Genomic DNA, 16,865 nt, shown 5'->3' on the forward strand with positions numbered 1-16,865 from the left:
CCGCGACCTCCCCGCATCACCAGGAAAGCTCCCGGCACCGCTGCGCTGACGAGCCGCCCTCGACCTGCAGCGTGGCGTGCTCGATGTGGTACTCGGTCGCCAGCAGCGACTGGGCGGCCTTGAGCACGGTCTCGTGATCGGCGTCCGGCGCGGTCGTGAGGTGCGCCGAAGCCACCTCCATCCCGCTCGTGAGCGTCCAGACGTGCAGGTCGTGCGCCTCCGTGACACCGGGCAGCCCGGCGAGCGCCTTCTGCACCTCCGTGACGTCCAACCGCTCCGGCGCGTGCTGGAAGAGGATGTGCAAGGCGTTCTTCGCCAGCACGTACGTCCGCGGCAGCACCCACACCCCGATGAGCACACCCATGATCGGGTCCGCGTACTTCCACCCCGTCGTGATCGTGACGAGCGCGGAGACCAGCACCCCCACCGACCCGACCAGGTCGGCCAGGACCTCCAGGTACGCACCCTTGACGTTGATGCTCTCCTTGGCGCCCTCCCTGAGGACGCTGAAGCTGACGAGGTTGGCGGCAAGCCCCAGCCCCGCGGCGATGAGCACCGGCCACCCCGCCACGCTCGGCGGGTCCTGGAACCGCCCGACCGCCTCGAAGACCACGTACCCGGCCACCCCGAAGAGCAGCACCGCGTTGGCCAGCGCCGCCAGCACCTCGGCCCGGTAGAACCCGAACGTGCGGTTCTTCCCGGCCTTGGCCCTCCGCGCGACCATGATCGCGGCCAGCGCCATCCCGACCCCGAGCACGTCCGTGAGCATGTGCGCCGCATCGGAGATCAGCGCGAGCGAGGACGTCGCGAACCCCACGACGAACTCGACGACCATGAAGATCGCACCGATGCCGAACGCAACCCACAGCTTGCCGGCGTGCTGCCCACTCGCAGACGCCGTGCCGTGCCCATGCCCGTGGCCCATGCTTCGGAACATATAGCGACATGCGCATGAGTGCAATCCGAGCCATTCCCCGTCAGCCGATCTCGTGACGGACGCCACGCCTGGCAGGTTGGTGGGGGTGGGGGTGAAACGAGGTGGCGGTCGTGCGCTAGGATCTTCCACGTAGCTACGGCCCCCGTAGCTCAGGGGATAGAGCACCGCCCTCCGGAGGCGGGTGCGCAGGTTCGAATCCTGCCGGGGGCACCAAAGTCGAAGGCGATTCGTGTTCGCGGACAGCGCGAACCGGGTCGCCTTCGGGCGTTTTCTGGGGGCCGAGCCCCCGGACCGCCGTCGTGGGTCGAGACCGCCTGTGCAGCGCCCTGACGGGAGGCACGTGATCAAGGCGCGCCGACTGGTCAGCGCGCCCTACGTGTCGGCGACGGTTGAGCACAGGCCATCCCGCAGGCTCCGTGCCCCCGGCCCTGGCCAATGACCGCCTCGGGGCCCCTCGAACCCGCGACAATCTTCAGCCGCCGCTCCGTCCGGCCAACCGGCGCCTCCACGACCTACATCCACGCCCGGCCCGGCCAGTGGTCGCACAGGTTTCATGGCTAGCGCCAACCCACTGAGTTTCTGCATGTCAGGATGCTGGCCTTCATCGGAGTAGATGTCCATGTATCGCATGGCGATCGCGTTGAAGCTGCGGACCTGCGCCAGCCCGAGCACACACAGAGCGACCACCGACAGCACTTCAGTGAGTGCAGCGACTCCAACCACGATCGTCAGCAACACGGTCAGCTGCGGCGGCATGGGTTCGTCAAGTTGCTTCAGAGTAGACCTCAGTTTATTATATTTCAAAGTTCTGAGGAGGCTGTCGATGAAGTCGATCGAAGTGAGCGATGGCGTTCACGACCGCGTGGCTCTGCTTGCTCGCGCTTGGAAGGTCGCCGCGGGTGAAGCGATCCGCCGCTTGCTCGATGAGTTCATGCATTCCGGCGAGCAAGCACCACGGCGCGAATCTGAAGACGACGAAGTTCCAATCCACGCTGTGTACGAGGGCCAGCGGATCGACGCGGTCTACCACACCAGGACTAAGCGGGTGGACGCCGGCACCGGCGTACTGGCCGGGCAATCCTTCAAGAGCCCCAGCGGCGCGGCGATGGCCATCGTACGAGCGCTCAACCCCAAGGTTCATCCCAACCGCAACGGTTGGACGTTCTGGACCATCACACAGACCGGAAAAACCTTGGAGGCGATCAAGCCTGATTGATCCTCGCTCAGCTTCACGCTCAGCGGAGCGCGCCCATCCACACCTGCCGGCCAACCTCTGCGAGCTTGGCCTCAAGTTCGACGGCGTCGGGAAGCGCGATCAGTAACCGACGCTGGAATTCTTGGTCGTGCCGTGCCACGACCAAGTGGACAAGCTCGTGCACCACGATCAGGTCCAGCAGTTCAGCGGGAAGCTGCATCGCCGCCCAGTGGAAAACAACCGTGCCATCCCGTTTGCGCAGCCCCCACCGATCACCCAGATCGGTCACGATGACACGCGGCGGGGAAACTCCAATCCTTCCCGCCCACGCGCTGACACGATCACCGAGCCAACGCTGTCCCCGCGCCGTGTACCAGTCAATGATGACCGCAACCCCAGCAGGACCGCTGACCGGCCGAGAAAGGTCAAGCCAGCCGCCGTGGAGCGCGATACGGCGGTCGTGGCCGTCCAACAGCCGAAGCCGATAATGCCGACCGAGATAGATAAACCCTTCGCCGTCGAGGATCTCGATCGTTGGATGCTCCGCCGCGAGCTCGGTACGACGCTTGATTGTGCGGGCCAGCCACAGCCGTCGAGAATGCACTACTGCGGCGACCTCGGCGGGCTCAGCATCCTTCGGTACAGCGATCACAATCGAGCCGTCAGGCGATACGGCCAGCCCGAGCGTCCGGCGCCGAGGGCGCACCTCCACCCGCCATGACCACTGGCTCGGCAGCCCGACCTTGGCCACGGCGGCATCAACAGCGCTGATCACATCGCTGATTTTGACACCAACCGCAGGAAACGTTCGCGATTGCGCGTGGCGAGTTCCATCAATCGGTCAGCCGTGTACCTCGCGGCGCTCAGTGGCAGCTTGACATCCCATTTCAGCTTGCCGACCAGCGTCTTTCGGGCGCGGTCACGCACCTGTCCGTTGTATGGGAAATGGTGCGGCTGCACTTCCACCGCGATCGTCCTTGACAACAGACGTGCACGGTCGACCAGATCGATACGCAGGGTCGTCGCCTCGTCGGGCAACGCAGCCAACGCTTGTTCCAACAGGCTGTACACGGGCTGTTCGGTCCAGCGGTCCAGGCCGTGTTCGTTGACCACTTGGTCCTGCGCGACGGTGTCGCCGTGCAAGTCCATCATCGCCAGGAACGCCTGACCGAAGTCGTGGTCCTCCCCCAACCTCTCGAGGATCTCCTCGAGCCGGTCACTCAGCCTCTGATAAGTGACCGGGTCAGACGTAAGCCGAGCTGAGATATGTGACCGCAGCGCGTGCTTCATCTCCAACGCCCGAGCACGGTCATCCGGCAGTGCCTCCACCTTCTCGGCGAAGTCTGGCGCGGTGATCTCCACCGGAGGAATGCGTTGCACCACATCCGTTGCTTGGATGTGCTTGTCGATCAGCGCCCGGACCTTCGCACCGTACCTGCGCGGATTGAACGAGTCCTGTGAGTCCCTGTAGCGACACCGCGCGAGGTACTGCACTTCGCCAAGCTGACGCACCGCTGCCTCGTACTGCAACGCCTGCGGCCTCGGCAGTACAGCGTTGACCGCGATGAGGAAAGACTTCGTCTTTTCGTCGAAGTCGGCCCGCAGTTCGACGTCGTCGAGGAAGGCGAGCAACTGCTCGCGATCCCCCGCACTCTCCAGAGAGGAGATCCCGAGACCGGTGAGAAAGTTGAGAACACTCCGATGCTGCTCACGAAGCCACGGCACAGCAGCCTCGTCCAGCCGCTGCATGAACGCCTGAGCGTCGGTGTCGCCGATGACGTCCTGCAGGTGGTCGATGTCGTAGTCGGCCATCGCACGAACAAGCGCGTCGGCGATCGCGACGTAGTCGACGACCAGGCCAAACTTTTTGTTCCGGCTTGGCCTGTTGGTGCGGGCGATGGCCTGCAACAGCTCGACGTTCTTCATCGGGCGATCCACGTACAGGACCTGCTCTACCGGCGCGTCAAAGCCCGTCAGAAGCATCGACTTGACCGTCAGGAACGCGATCGGGGCCGATGGGGACCCGGTCTTGGCTTCCAAACGCAACTGACGTGGCTCAGCAGGGGTATGCCATGGATCTCCGACGCTGAGCACAGCGTCCCCTTCAGGGACGTAGATCTGCCACGGCTCGTGTGCCGATGCGGGTTGGTCGCCGAGCCCGTCCTTGAACCGGGCTATGTGCTTGCGCTGCTGCTCCTTCATCGTCCACCTGCGCCACTCAGCCGGGTCAGCGGAGCGTCCGTCCTGTGAGTTGCTTCCTCCTGAACGCCTGCCCTGGGAGATGACCGGCACGACATCAAGCTGCTCGAGCAGCTCACGATTGTCGTGTGCCAGGCGCAGCAGCTCCACGCGCTCGTCCACATCCGGTGCGGGATCGTGCAGCACCGACGGGGACAACGAATCCAGCTCCGCCAGCAACCGATCTCGCGCGTCCTTCAAGGCCTCTCGATAGCGCACAGCGGCTTTCCTGGACACCGCAACGACCTGTGCTGAGAAGCGGTCAGGCAGGATGTAGCGCACCCAGTGGTGAAACATGTGCTCGGCCTTGAGCCGGATCAGGTCCGCCGCCTCGAGGACCTCTCGCGACCGAGCTGCGTGACCCAGCACCCGCTGGCGCCGGTCGGCTTCGGGCACTGCCTCGTCGAAGCCGGTGTCGAGCGCCAGCCGTTCGACGATCTCCGCGCCGGCTTCCCAAGCCTCGTAGCGAACAGGCACGACCGCGCCGTCTTTCTCGGCGTGCTTGAGCGTGTACGGGTCAATGATCGGACCGAAGATCTCCGACGTGTGCTTCCTGGTACCGGACAGAATTGGCGTTCCGGTGAAGCCGATGAGCACGGCGTTGGGCACCATCGCGCGCAGCCTGGCGTGCAGCCAGGAGTCCTGCGACCGATGCGCTTCGTCCACGAGAACGACGATCTCCGGATTGGCGTTCGCCATGGAGACCTGGACATGCGTGTCGTCCTGATCCTCGCCGAGGCTCTCCTCGACACCGTCGTCGGCGTCTTCGTCACGTTGCGCCTTTTGGATAGTGACAAGAATCAGGTCGGGCGTGTCGCGGGCGAGATCAGCGCGAGCACTGTCGACAGAGGTGGCGCGATGCGGCGTTTGCCCACTCCCGCCGAGACTTGCGGCGATCTGGTCTTCCAGGTCGATGCGATCGGTGACGACCACGACCTTGAAGCCACTCAGATCCTGATGCCGCCGCAGAGCTCTGACCAGGAACGTCATCGTGAGACTCTTGCCTGAGCCCTGGGTGTGCCAGATGACGCCACCCCGATGGTCCGGCCTCTTGCCGGCCGCGATCTCCTGATGGCGCCCTTCGAGACGCGCGATCATCCGCTGGACGGCTCGGTACTGCGGCCACCTGGCGACGATCTTCGTCGTCCTGCCGCGGGACCGTTGACTCACGGTGAAATTGCGCACGATGTCGAGCAGGCGCTTGGGCCGCAGCATCTCCGCGGCGAGCACTTCCTGTGGCAGGAGTGGCAGTTCTGCAAACTTACCCAGGTCGTCCCGCGCCTGCTTCTGCACGTCGTCGTCGGTCGCCTGCCACGAGGCGAAGTGTGCGGGCTCGGCCGTGATCGTGCCGTATTCGGCACCTTCCCGGTCGGTTGCGACGAGCAGCTGCACGAAGCGCACGAGGTCGGCGACCGCCCCGTCGCGCGCGGCGCCCGCGTAGTCAAGCAGCTGCTCGATCGCGTGGTCCACAGCTCCTGGACCAGGAGCCTTGCATTCGACGACGACCAGCGGCAGCCCGTTGACGAACAGCACGAGGTCCAGCTCGATGTTGGCCTTGGGCCCGATCGGTGTGTCGATCTGGAACTTGGACACCGCAAGGAGATCGTTGTTCTCCGGCTCGTCCCAGTCGATCAGCCGGATCGGCCGGGGTCGATCGGGGTCCGACAGCCCTTCCACGGTCAATTCGGCACCGGTCAACAGTTCCGTGAAGGCAAGGTTGCCTGGTACGCCCCGACCGATTCCGGTCATGACCTTGCTGACGATGGTGTCCAGCCGCGGCCCGTCCAACCACGGGCGACCGTCAGGCCCTGGATTGATCCGGTGTACCGCGTCGCGCAAGCGACCAGGCAGCACCACATCCGTGAAGCTGTCCCGGCCCGAGCCAGTGGAGCCAGGCGAGCATCTCGGTAGGTGTGTCCAGCCCATCGCCACAAGCTGATCAATCAGCGGCTTATGGACTTCATCCCACTCGCGCTGCATCGGTCCCCCTTCAAGATCCACCGACCTTACCGGCCGACTCAGGCGTATCCGAGCTCCTTCAAGTAAGAGGCGAGCTTCTGCGCCGCCGCATCGCGTTGAGCTTCCAGCTCGGAGAGGGAGACCTCGTACTTTTCACCCCATTTGGTGAATGCCTCGACGATGCGGGCCCTGCCAGCCGCGAGGTAGCGGTCGAGCCGACCAGCCAGATCCCGGTCGAAGACCTGCAGCACGATCTCCACGACAGTGCCCGATGCCTTGGCCACCTGAGCTGCGGCCTGAAGTTGTTCCTTGAACAGCTTCTCGATCTTGTTGCGCTTGGTCTTGGCCAGGGCTGCTGTCTTTTTCAGCCGCTCAACCTCCGCCGGCGTCATCTCCGGGTCTGCCGTCTCGTCAGCTTCTTCATCTTCGTCGTCGGTGCGGTCCAGCGCGGCCTTGGCCGCCTTGTACGCCGCCTCGGCCTCGGCAAGCTCGGCTTCGGCCTTCTCCAGCTCGGCCAGGAAGTCCGGGAGCAGGTACGGCACGACCGGATGATCGAGTGCCCTGCGCCGTTCCGCGGCGGTCGGCTTCTTGACCTTGCCGCCGGCCTGCTCGATCGGCTCCAACATGGCCTCGATCGTGTCCACCCAGCCGTCGAGCACCCGCTCGAAGCCACCGACCGCGAGCGCCTTCAGGTCGTGCCTGGTGTCCATCCACCAACCGGCGACGATGCCCGCGGTGGTGAACTCGTCAAGCACACCGAACGGCACAAGAGCGTCGGTGAAGCCGGTCAGCAACTCCCCGCGCAACACCATCAAGCGCTTGTGCACGGGCAACGCCTTGACCAGCTTGGTTTCCCGCTCCCACCAGCTACGGTAGGCCTGCCGCAACTCCTCCTCCCGCTCAGCGGCCAGGTGAGGAATGCGGCTGGCCGTGGCCCTCGGTCCCTCCGGAAGGAAGTCGTAGTAGTCCGCATCACGCTCGGCGAACAACGCGTGCACATCAATGCCAAAGGCAGTAAAGAGATGTGCCTTGGCCTCGACCTCGGACTTCGGCACTCCCCCGTGCAGGTGCGCGCGGACGTCCTGCGGCTCAGGTGGCGGAGCGTTGTCGACGTAGCGCCGGATGTTCAGATTGGCGTCCTCGGCGAGGAGTTCGTCTACGGACACGACGCGCGAGTAACCGGGAATCGGCAGCCACTCTTGGAACGTTTTGACGATCTTCTCGATGTGCTCGGGCGCCAGGTCGTTCTGCGCACGGCCGGACGTGTACTCCCGGTCCGCGTTGATGAACAACACCTGCCTGTGCCGGTCCGCGGGCTTACCACCCGGACTACGAAGCACGAGCACGCACGCCGGGATACCGGTGCCGTAGAACAGGTTCGGGCCGAGGCCGATGACGGCTTCGATCACGTCCGCCTCAAGCATCTTCGTGCGGATGTTCCGTTCCTCACCGCCCCGGAACAAGACACCGTGCGGCATGACCGTGGCAGCGATGCCATATTCCTGCAGCACCGCGATCATGTGCTGGGCGAACATCAGGTCGGCCTTCTTGCCGGTTTCCGGGGCCCAACCGAAGTCCATCCGATCAGGGAACTTCATCCCGTCTCGCTCGTAGCTCAGCGAGAACGGCGGGTTCGACAGCACCTTGCTGAAGCGGCGCAGCTTATCCGCGGTCTCCAGGTGCATCGGGTTCGCGAGCGTGTCGCCATTGTGAAGCTCCGCCGCACGCACGCCGTGGAGCAGCAGGTTCATCCGAGCCATCGCCCAGGAGGTGCCGTTCTTCTCCTGGCCACACAGTTCGAGCCGCTCGACGTTACCGCCGTGCTCCTCGACGTGTTCCTTGGCCAGCAACAACATGCCGCCCGACCCCGCACACGGGTCATAGACACTGTCGTTCGGCTGTGGGTCAACCAGGCGCACCATCATCCGCACGACCGAACGCGGCGTATAGAACTCGCCGCCCTTCTTTCCCGCCGAGTCGGCGAACTCGGCGATGAGATACTCGTAGGCGGCGCCGAGCATGTCCGGGAACTCGAAGTCGGCGTCGCGCAGCCGGTACTTGTCGAAGTGCCTGATCAGGTCCGCGAGCTCCCGGTTGGTCAGCTTGGTCTGCCCGGTCTCCCTGCTGAACCTGATGTGGCGCAGCACGCCCTTGAGCATCCGCTCGTTCTTGACCTCCAGGCCGGCCAGTGCCTTGTCGAGCTCAGCGGCGATCGAGTTGGACTGCGCCGTCAGCTGGTTGAGCCCCTGGTGCTCGTGAGGACCTGGCTTGTCGCATCGCTCGGTGTTCGTGCACAGATGCGGCCCTCGCCACCAGCGGGACTCCGGCGGCACGCATACGTGGTCGGGGTACGCCTCTTCGCTGTTTGCCCACTCAAGCGTCTCCGCGAGGTCACCGTTGGATTCGGCGAAGGCGTGGTCGTACTCTTCCTGCCATCGCGGCTGGAACTCGTCCGAGCACCGCTTGAGAAACAGCATCCCGAAGATGATGTCCTTGTACTCCGAGGCGTCCATCTTGCCGCGAAGGATGTCGGCGGCGGCGAACAGGTGCCGTTCCAACTGCGAGAGGGTCAACTTGGCCACCCGCGCACCCTACTCAGTCGCCGAGGATGCCCAACGCCACGAGTAGCTGCCACACGCCCGTGGACGGGTCGCGCTTGAGCGGGTCACAGTGGTCCGCGTGACCGGGGTTCTCCGAGCAGGCCGGGGTCGGGCAGTCGTTCGTGAGCTTCCTGGCACGCTTGGCCGCAGCGTTCTGCTTGCCCGTCAGCGTGGCGGCACGCTCGCCCTTGACACTCTTGTCGCCGTCATCCGAGAACGTCTCCCAGTGCTTCTGCTGCTGGAGTTTCTTGTGCACGATCGTGTCCGCCCCGTTCTGCGCCCCAGAGAACGAGTTGAAGTGCAGGAGGAGCCACAGATCGAACGACGGATGCGAGAAGGCGACCTGCACGCGAGCCTTCTTGGCTACCGCGAACGCCTCCGGGATTCCGATGTGTTCGTCCCGGTCGAACAGCGCCCAGAGCTCACCATCCTCGCCGCGGTGCTCCAGCACGCGGTCCACGACCTCGCGAGGCTTCAAGCCGGTCTTCCGTGACTCGCGATGGATATGGAACTGATGTTCCTCCCCGAACGTCTCCTGCAGGTAAGCAAGGTAGTCGGGTTCGGTGACTCCGCCCTCAACGGCGATGTAGAACAGCCGGACAGCCCTGGAACGCCCAGGCTTGAGATGTACTGGCTTGTCCGCATTGGGATCACTGCGGCGCTTCCGGCTCACCCGACCCCCGCCAGCAACTCCGCGACTTCCCGCGCCGTCGCACCCTCCATCACCCGTGGCACGCCGCCGAAGCGACCACGGAGATAACTCCGCTCGAGGTTCTCATCCTTGCGTGGATGCGCGTCGAGGAGCGGATACAGCTCGGTTTCGCCGGTCTTGCGTTTGGTCGTGATCCGCACCTGCTCCCGGCTGAGCGGGCGGCCGACCATGCCGGTGCCGAGCAGCGTGGCGTCGTGTGTGGTGAAGAGCAGTTGAGCGCCGCGCGAGTTCGCCTCAGGATCTTGGAACAGCCTGACCACCTCGGAGGCCAGCAACGGATGGAGGCTGGAGTCGAGTTCGTCGGCCAGTAACACCGAGCCTCGATCAAGGACTTCGAGCACTGGGCCAAGGAACGCGAACCAGGCGTGTGTCCCCAGTGACTCCTGCGCCAAGAAGTCGAGCGGCATCGGTTTGCCGCCGTCGGCCCTGTGCAGGAGCCTGACCTGGTTCTCCTCGGGCAGCGTCTTGTCGATGTCCAGACCGACGATGCCGAGATCAGCGACCTTGAGCAACGACTCGACCTGCTTGCGGTATTTGGCCCCACCCCTGCCGCTGACCAACCGATCTCGGGTGTACGCGCTGCGCTGTGCGACGTCCTCGCCCGAGGTGACCAGCCAGAAGTTGTCGATGAACCAGCGGTGGATCGCACCGAGCTGCCGGTGGTTGAAGCTCGCGCCGACGGTGAGAAGTAGCGCGTTGGGCCTGGTGAGTTCGACCAGCCTCTTACCGTCGCGCAGGTTCGCGTTGGGGAAGCGGAAGTCCTCGCCGCCGTCGCGGTCGGCCTCGCGGTCGAACCACACCTGCTTGTGTCCCTCGGGGTACGCGTGTAGCCACTCGGCCTCGACGCGTTCGTCGGACAGCTCGAACCCGTAGGTGTAGCGCACCTGGCTAGGTCCAAGTAGAAGGTCGACTTCGAAGAGGGTGGTTTCGTCGCGCGCGTCGGCGTCGAGCGCGAACGGCTCGCGTGGCACACCCTCGACGCGAGCCCAGTCCGCCACCGAGTTCATGACGGCGGACTTCATCGCACGGATCGCCTGGAGCACGTTGGACTTCCCGGAGGCGTTGGCCCCGAAGATACCTACAGCCGGGATGACTCCGATCTCCTTGCCGCCGGACACGACCCCGGTCCGCCTGATGATCTCGTCGTCGATGTCGGCGGCTGCGAACGAGAGCTCATGCTCCGCCCTGATGGAGCGGAAGTTGGCCACGCGGAACTTCAAGAGCACGGTTCACCTCCCGCCTGCAGAACGTCTTTTCGAGTGTCTCACGTCGAAAGGGTGCACAACAGGCCCCAAAACCCGACATCTCACCTGGTAGCTACCATAGACCGAGCGGCCTACCAGCGGGTAGCTGCAGCCCCAAACGTGTACACCGCGTCACACTGCCGGGGGTGACGCCGAATGAGGCCAGCAACGAGTGCCGCCGCCGCGCCTCCAACATCTGAACGTGAACTAAAGCCACGCAACTGCGATCGTTCCACTGCAGCCCGATCCCAGCTCCATTGACGACACCTGAGTTACTTCAACCAAACGGAATATCACACGATTCTACATCGTCATCGCCAGCAGCATTGCCACCGCATCCACGATCTAACAATCGACCACCCCCAGACAATGAAATTTTAAGATCGCGTATGGCGATTCGCGCCAACCAAAGTCCGACCGCCCAGCAGGTCATCCGCCAACGACCGCTTCACTCTTTCTAGCTTTTTAAGGCTTGCCTCAGCGCGCTCAACCTGCGCGTCCCACGAGTTGACCAACTCCACAATTGCGGCCTGCTCGGAAACCGGCGGAACGGCAACTGCAACACTCTTGACAATATCGCCGTTAATATTGACCTGGGTGCCAGCCTGGCCACGGCCGACGAAGTCGCTTTGATGGAACTTCAGGAGCATAGCAAGATAGTCAGGCGACATTACTTTTAGGTCCGGAACTATTACGACAAATCCGTCGTGAATACACGCCTCCATATCGACTTCAATCACCTCGCCAACAGTGGCAGCAATACTCATAATCACCTGCCCCGGATAGACCTTGACACTCCGCGCAACACCGGCAGGCGACAACCTTTGCGCGGTACTCCGAAGATACTTGCCCGAAGCAGTTACGTCTCTGATGCGAACCCATCCAGGCCCACTATCCGAAAACCACGCCGGGTCATCAATCGGGCGCGGGCTCGCACCTCGCCGTACCTGAGCGAAGTCTCCAATCGAGATGCGCTGCCAACCCAACGGAAGTCGACTACTTCCGCGATACTCCTCCCGAAAACCCGAGGCGCTTAGCCCCGCTGTCAGGAGACGACTCACTAGGGCTTGCCGAGAAAGTTCCGCTTTTTCAACTGTTCTCCGGCTCGCCCCAATCGCTTCGTCGGTACACCTCAGAACGTCGACTATCTCACGCTGCTCACGAATAGGCGGAAAAACCATAGGCATTGCCGCAAATCTATCAGCGCCGAGATGAGCGATGCTCGTGGTCTGCCTCGCGACGTCAGCGAACAGGCCGTGGCGCAGCCAGCACGAGAACATGTGATACGCAAAATCCGCATCAAGCAGATCGGAACAGCGATAGCGAATTAGAGTATTTTGAAAGCAGTAGATTCCGCTTTCACCCACATATTTTGCACACCTTCCAACCAACTCGCGACTCTGGCCCTCATTAACCAGAATGTCACCATTTCGAACGCCATAGACTTCTTGCTCTCTGGGAGTGAAATTCATCTCAAGGACATCAGAGAAGTCAATAAAGCCGTCATAAACGTTGGCGACACGCAGGTACGGCGTCATATAGCTGCCAGTCTCGTTCTGTGGAGAACGCTGCCTTCCCAGCCGCACTTCGCCAAGATCGCCGACCGTCGCAATCGTCCAACCAGCAGGCAGAGAGTCAAGCATTGAACCTCACTTAACAATGATGGAGCTGCACATGAAGCTGACTCAATTCTAGGTCAGGCCGTCACCAGCCGGTGCACGCGGACCACACAGAACTGTTGGATGCGGCTGCAGTTGGACAAATGGGGCCGCAGACAACGAGCCTGGGGTCGCAGGCGGCACCGGTCCCGCCTGCGACCCGCCCGCGCGACCAGACGCTCGGCCAGTTCCACCGGGTCCGGTGAGCCCGCCTCGCACGCCGACAGGTGGATCTCTTCCACGCGGGCGATCGCCTCGGACAGCCCACCGTCGGAGTTGTCCACCTCTCGGCCGAGGACTCCAGCAGTTCCAGTGCGTACTCGGCGAGGGTGATCGCGGCATCGGCGAACCCGGCTCCGACCAGTCGTCCGACTTCGTCCAAGGCCTCACCGACGTGCAAGAAGTAGCCGTACGCCCCGCCGTAGTCGATGAAATCGGGGATGTCGATGGCGCGTTCCAGGCGGGCTCTGGTGTCACGGTCGTCGAACGCGTTCTTCTGCCCGGCCGCGGCGGCGAGCCGGGCGCGCAGAACGCGATCGGATTTCGCCGCCGTCATCAGCTGCTCAATCAACCATTCCTGATCACAACCACGCAAGAACAACCGCAAGCGCTTGTCGGACAACGGCTTCGCACGCGGCTTCTCCACCTCACCGCCCTGCTCCAGCCACGCCAGCGAGGTAGCGACGCAGTGCTTGCAGAACACGCCGTCGGCGCCGTACGGGCAGGAGCACCGCCCGCTCAAGGCCTTCGGTGTGACGTCGAGCCGCACGCGATAGGTCCGCGTGCCGTCCACCGTCGCGGTTACGGTCGACCCGTCCACCGTGAGCCGCCGAACCTGGCCGGCCGCGAAGTACCGCTCGCCCCGCTCGAACGACTTCTCGTCAGCCAGCTTCCGCACCGTGCCCTTGGTCACCGCCACGGCCGGTCATCCTGGCAGGCACCCACATCCAGCGGTCAGATCGCGTTCACCGGGGAAGTCTCGCGGGCCCCGTCCTCCCTGGAGCTGGCAGGATGTGGTGCAGGGGACTCGCGCTTGTCGGGCGCGCGTTCCCTTTGACGGCACGAGGATTGGACGAAATGGGACGCTCGTCGGTGTTCACCTTCCAGTACATCGCCATCGACACGGAGGCTGGTGTCACGCCGGAGGAGTTCGAGACCTTCGTGCGTGGTGAAGGCGTTCATCTGCCCCTGTACCCGGGGTGGCGGTGGACTTTGCTGCGCGGGTTGCGCGGCGAGCGGACCGGGCAGTACCTGATGTTGTACGAGATCGACAGCGCCGAGCAGCGCGACCGCTACGTCACAGCCAGGGGTGAGCAGACCGAGCTGGCCCGGCTGTTCTGGGAGCAGCACCCCGAGGCGGAGGCCGTGCTGGCGCGGTGGCGGCGGCTGGGCACGTTCGGTGAGCTGCCGACGTTGTTCACCGACTACCGGTTGCTGGCCGACAACCCGCGGAGCACGGTCGAGCCCGGCCCCCGCTACCGCGACCGCCCGGGCGAGGAGCCGGTCGCCCGGGTCATCGGGATCCACAACCTGGCGTTGCGCGCCGGTGTGACCGAGGAGATGTTCGACCGCTTCATCGCCGAGAACCACCACCGGATCGACGACTACCCGGACTGGCGGTTCCACGTGCTCAAGGGCGAGCGGGGCAACCGCCTCGACCAGTACGTGATGATGATGGAGATCGCGAGCCTCGACGCGCTGGACGTCTTCTACCCCGAGCCCGACATCGCCACCGGCGAGGCCGCGGAGTTCGCGGCCGCCCACCGCGACACCAAGCAGATGTACGAGGAGTGGAAGCAGCTGGCCTCGTTCTCGGGCTCGCCGCAGATCTACACGGACTACCTCGCCGTCGCGGAGAACCCCGCGTAGCGCGCTCGGCACCAGGTCCAGCTCGGCCGGCCGCGCTGGTGGCCACGATCGCGGAGCCGCACCGGATCGGTGAGGTGCGGGACGCGGTCGACCTGCTCACGGACACATTGCTGTCGTGCCTGTCCTATGTGGAGGGTGGGCTCATCGCTCACCACCACTGACCGCACTCCGGGCCGGCGCCGGCCGGCCCGGAGCCGTCACCGCTAGCGGCCCGTCACCGTGCAGGTGGCGGTCGCGGACCGGCCGGGGTTGCTCTCCGACACGGCCGTCAGCGTCACCTTCGACGTGATCGGCCCGCCGTTGCGCTGCGCGTGCACCGGAACGTCGACCCGGCCGCCGAACTTCGCCGTCGCCAGCGCGTTCGGCACGGAGACGGTCCAGCCGTTCTCCGCCTTCGCCGTCATGCGGTAGACGTCACCGTCGAGGTACTGGTCGACGGGTTCCGGGTGCTGACCGCCGGGAGCCGCGGCGCGGCCGGTGTTGGTCAGCGGGAAGCGGCAGGTCGCCACTCCCGAGCCGTCGGCGCGAGCGGCAGTGGGCGTGACGCGCACGCCGCGCTGCTGCGGCCCGGCGCCGTCCAGGGACCGGATCGCCACGGTGTACGACAGCACGCCGCGCGAGTCGCGTTGCACGTCCAAGATGTAGAAGTGCAGGCGGTTCGCCGTGTCGACGAACTCGTACTCGCTGCCCGAGTTCGTGCCCGCGTGGAACAGGGCGTCGGACAGCTGCCGGTAGTCACCGATCGTGATCGGGACCTTGGTGCCGTCGGGCAGGACGTAGTCGGTCATGCCGATGTCCTGCGGGTTGGCGTCGATCACCCACGTGAACGGTGCGGCGTCGACGTTCTTGGTCTTGGCGAGCAGGACGCCGGAGTCCGGGGTGAACGAGTCGGCGCCCATGCGGTCGACGACTTCCAGCGTGTAGTTGTCGTAGCCGCCGCCGTCGCAGAACGGGTCGGTGCTCACGTTGCAGGAAGGCGTCTTGTCACCGGTGCCGAGTGCGAGGTTGATGCCGGTCAGGCCGGTCGTGCCGGGGTCGACCTCGCGTGCGGTGATCTTGGCGATGACCGTGCCGGAGCCGGCCAGCGCCTCCCGCGAGAGCCGCAGGACGTTGCGCTCGTCGATGATGCCGAGCTTGATCTTGTTGCGCAGCGTCTGCTGCGCTCCGAGGGATCCGCCGCCCGTGGCCGGGATGGTCCAGCGCGAGTGCGGGCCGCCGGGGCCGTTGAACGAGCCGCGCGAGAGCATGTCCCACGGGCCGCTGTAGTCACGGCGCGGCGGGGTGCCGTACGGGTTGTTGTAGTTGTCGCCGATGCCGAGGATGTGGCTCAGCTCGTGCGCGTAGACGCCCTGGCCGGAGCTCTCCGCCTGGGTGGACGAGCCGCCGCTCGCGTTGGGCCACATGGACGAGCCCGCCGCCCACGACGTCCAGTCGACGTAGCGGGTGCGCGAGAAGTTGGGCAGCGCGGGGTCCGGCGGCCCGAAGTCGTCGGTGACGTCCTCCTTCGTCCGGAACTTCATCATCCCGAACTCCTGCCACGTGCCGGACTCGTCCTGGCCCGCCGACAGGTAGTAGATGAAGTCGTAGCCCGCCGGCACCTCGGCGCCGACGTCCGCCACCCACGCGGCACGACCGTCGGTGCGGATGTTGCGGTTGCACGAGTCGCCTGCGGGACAGGCGGTCCCGCCCTGGAACTCCATGGCGTACTCGTGGTCCTTGCCCGGCATCGTGTACGGGCCGAACGCCTTGAGCTCGACGCCGTAGCGCCCGCCGGAGGTCTCCATCCAGTACTCGTGCACGGTGTGGCCGCGGTTGAGGGTGTTCGGCTTGTTGAGGAAGTCCTGGTAGAACTGCGCGACCTCGGCGCGCGGGACGTTGCTCGCCTCGACGCTCGGGTTGCCGAACACCGTGGAGTTGCGGGGCTGCGTGACGACGAACGGCTGGTTCGGGTAGTCCAGCAGGACCACCGCGCCCTTGAAGTTGCGCACCGAGCCCGGCACCGACGGGTCGGCCCAGTTGGTGCCGGGGATCTTGCGGTAGTCCCGCTCCCACGTCATGTGGTCGGGGTTGACCCAGTTCTGCGGGTCGATCGGGCCGGGGAAACCGGCCTGCGCGAGCACGCGGGCGGAGTCCCTCGACTGCTGCCACGGCTGCTGCTGCGGCCAGTGGTCGTACTGCCAGTGGTGCTGCGGCTGGTCGGGCGGGGCTGCGGCGGAGTTGCCGGCGGTGACCATCGCGACCGAGAGGAACGCGGTGATCAGCAGGGCAGGGCGCCGGTGTCTGCGGTCCATCTGCTCACCGTGGTGCAGACCTGCCCGTGCCAGCCACCCTTCGATCGTCTGGCAGTGAGGACGAGACCGACTGCCAATACGTCCGGGTCTCTGCCGGTTCGGGGGCGGCCCCTCGGTCGTTCTCGGCCTCGAGCATCCGTCGCACGTCTTCTTTGCTGGCAC

At 64.9% G+C, this 16,865-nt stretch carries 12 protein-coding genes and 1 tRNA gene; 4 read left to right on the forward strand and 9 right to left on the reverse strand.

The window, feature by feature from the left end:
* Positions 1-16: 16 nt before the first annotated feature.
* Positions 17-925 (reverse strand): cation diffusion facilitator family transporter, encoded by a 909-nt coding sequence (locus tag L6E10_RS03145; protein WP_236216585.1) that lies wholly within the window; start codon positions 923-925, stop codon positions 17-19.
* Between the two features lie 150 nt (positions 926-1,075).
* On the opposite strand from L6E10_RS03145, the gene L6E10_RS03150 reads away from it, so the two are divergent.
* Positions 1,076-1,150: transfer RNA gene (locus L6E10_RS03150), tRNA-Arg, on the forward strand.
* A 610-nt stretch (positions 1,151-1,760) separates the two neighbouring features.
* Entirely contained in the window at positions 1,761-2,153 is a 393-nt protein-coding gene (locus tag L6E10_RS03155; protein WP_236216587.1) for a DUF4357 domain-containing protein, read from the forward strand.
* Positions 2,154-2,172: 19 nt separating this feature from the next.
* Here L6E10_RS03155 and L6E10_RS03160 read toward each other — a convergent pair whose 3' ends face one another.
* The 7 genes from L6E10_RS03160 to L6E10_RS03190 all read right to left on the reverse strand — a co-directional run bounded on the left by L6E10_RS03160 (position 2,173) and on the right by L6E10_RS03190 (position 13,462).
* Positions 2,173-2,907 carry a YgjP-like metallopeptidase domain-containing protein gene (locus L6E10_RS03160; RefSeq protein ID WP_236216589.1) on the reverse strand — a complete coding sequence of 245 codons (735 nt, stop codon included), beginning with the start codon at positions 2,905-2,907 and terminating at the stop codon, positions 2,173-2,175.
* Complete coding sequence (locus L6E10_RS03165) at positions 2,904-6,350, reverse strand: type I restriction endonuclease subunit R (RefSeq protein ID WP_236216591.1); 3,447 nt, start codon at positions 6,348-6,350, stop codon at positions 2,904-2,906. Before L6E10_RS03165 ends, L6E10_RS03160 begins: the two co-directional genes overlap by 4 nt.
* 38 nt (positions 6,351-6,388) lie before the next feature.
* Complete coding sequence (locus tag L6E10_RS03170; RefSeq protein WP_236216593.1) at positions 6,389-8,911, reverse strand: N-6 DNA methylase; 2,523 nt, start codon at positions 8,909-8,911, stop codon at positions 6,389-6,391.
* Positions 8,912-8,924: 13 nt separating this feature from the next.
* Positions 8,925-9,602, reverse strand: coding sequence for an RloB domain-containing protein (locus tag L6E10_RS03175; protein ID WP_236216595.1), 678 nt, complete (start codon positions 9,600-9,602; stop codon positions 8,925-8,927).
* Positions 9,599-10,861, reverse strand: a complete 1,263-nt coding sequence (locus L6E10_RS03180; protein WP_236216597.1) for an ATP/GTP-binding protein — start codon at positions 10,859-10,861, stop codon at positions 9,599-9,601. Before L6E10_RS03180 ends, L6E10_RS03175 begins: the two co-directional genes overlap by 4 nt.
* A gap of 401 nt (positions 10,862-11,262) precedes the next feature.
* Complete coding sequence (locus tag L6E10_RS03185; protein ID WP_236216599.1) at positions 11,263-12,528, reverse strand: restriction endonuclease subunit S; 1,266 nt, start codon at positions 12,526-12,528, stop codon at positions 11,263-11,265.
* Between the two features lie 61 nt (positions 12,529-12,589).
* A complete protein-coding gene (locus tag L6E10_RS03190; RefSeq protein WP_236216601.1) occupies positions 12,590-13,462 on the reverse strand; it encodes an SWIM zinc finger family protein in 873 nt (290 codons plus the stop codon).
* A gap of 158 nt (positions 13,463-13,620) precedes the next feature.
* Between L6E10_RS03190 and L6E10_RS03195 the strand changes: the two genes are divergently transcribed.
* Both L6E10_RS03195 and L6E10_RS40165 read left to right on the forward strand, forming a co-directional pair.
* Entirely contained in the window at positions 13,621-14,412 is a 792-nt protein-coding gene (locus L6E10_RS03195) for a hypothetical protein (protein WP_236216603.1), read from the forward strand.
* A gap of 38 nt (positions 14,413-14,450) precedes the next feature.
* The gene (locus L6E10_RS40165) at positions 14,451-14,573 is read left to right on the forward strand and encodes a hypothetical protein (RefSeq protein WP_275675999.1); all 123 of its coding nucleotides are present in this window, start codon (positions 14,451-14,453) and stop codon (positions 14,571-14,573) included.
* Positions 14,574-14,615: 42 nt separating this feature from the next.
* Here L6E10_RS40165 and L6E10_RS03200 read toward each other — a convergent pair whose 3' ends face one another.
* Positions 14,616-16,703 carry a M6 family metalloprotease domain-containing protein gene (locus L6E10_RS03200; RefSeq protein ID WP_236216605.1) on the reverse strand — a complete coding sequence of 696 codons (2,088 nt, stop codon included), beginning with the start codon at positions 16,701-16,703 and terminating at the stop codon, positions 14,616-14,618.
* Positions 16,704-16,865 lie beyond the last annotated feature (162 nt).

The organism is Lentzea sp. CC55 (assembly GCF_021056325.1).
In the GTDB taxonomy this organism is placed as follows: Bacteria; Actinomycetota; Actinomycetes; order Mycobacteriales; family Pseudonocardiaceae; genus Lentzea; species Lentzea jiangxiensis.

Excerpts from the sequence above, each read along its gene's own strand:
- L6E10_RS03145 (WP_236216585.1), bottom strand. The coding sequence starts at position 925 with ATGGGCCACGGGCATGGGCACGGCACGGCGTCTGCGAGTGGGCAGCAC.
- L6E10_RS03185 (WP_236216599.1), bottom strand. The coding sequence starts at position 12,528 with ATGCTTGACTCTCTGCCTGCTGGTTGGACGATTGCGACGGTCGGCGAT.
- L6E10_RS03195 (WP_236216603.1), top strand. The coding sequence starts at position 13,621 with ATGGGACGCTCGTCGGTGTTCACCTTCCAGTACATCGCCATCGACACG.
- L6E10_RS03200 (WP_236216605.1), bottom strand. The coding sequence starts at position 16,703 with ATGGACCGCAGACACCGGCGCCCTGCCCTGCTGATCACCGCGTTCCTC.
- L6E10_RS03165 (WP_236216591.1), bottom strand. The coding sequence starts at position 6,350 with ATGCAGCGCGAGTGGGATGAAGTCCATAAGCCGCTGATTGATCAGCTT.
- L6E10_RS03155 (WP_236216587.1), top strand. The coding sequence starts at position 1,761 with ATGAAGTCGATCGAAGTGAGCGATGGCGTTCACGACCGCGTGGCTCTG.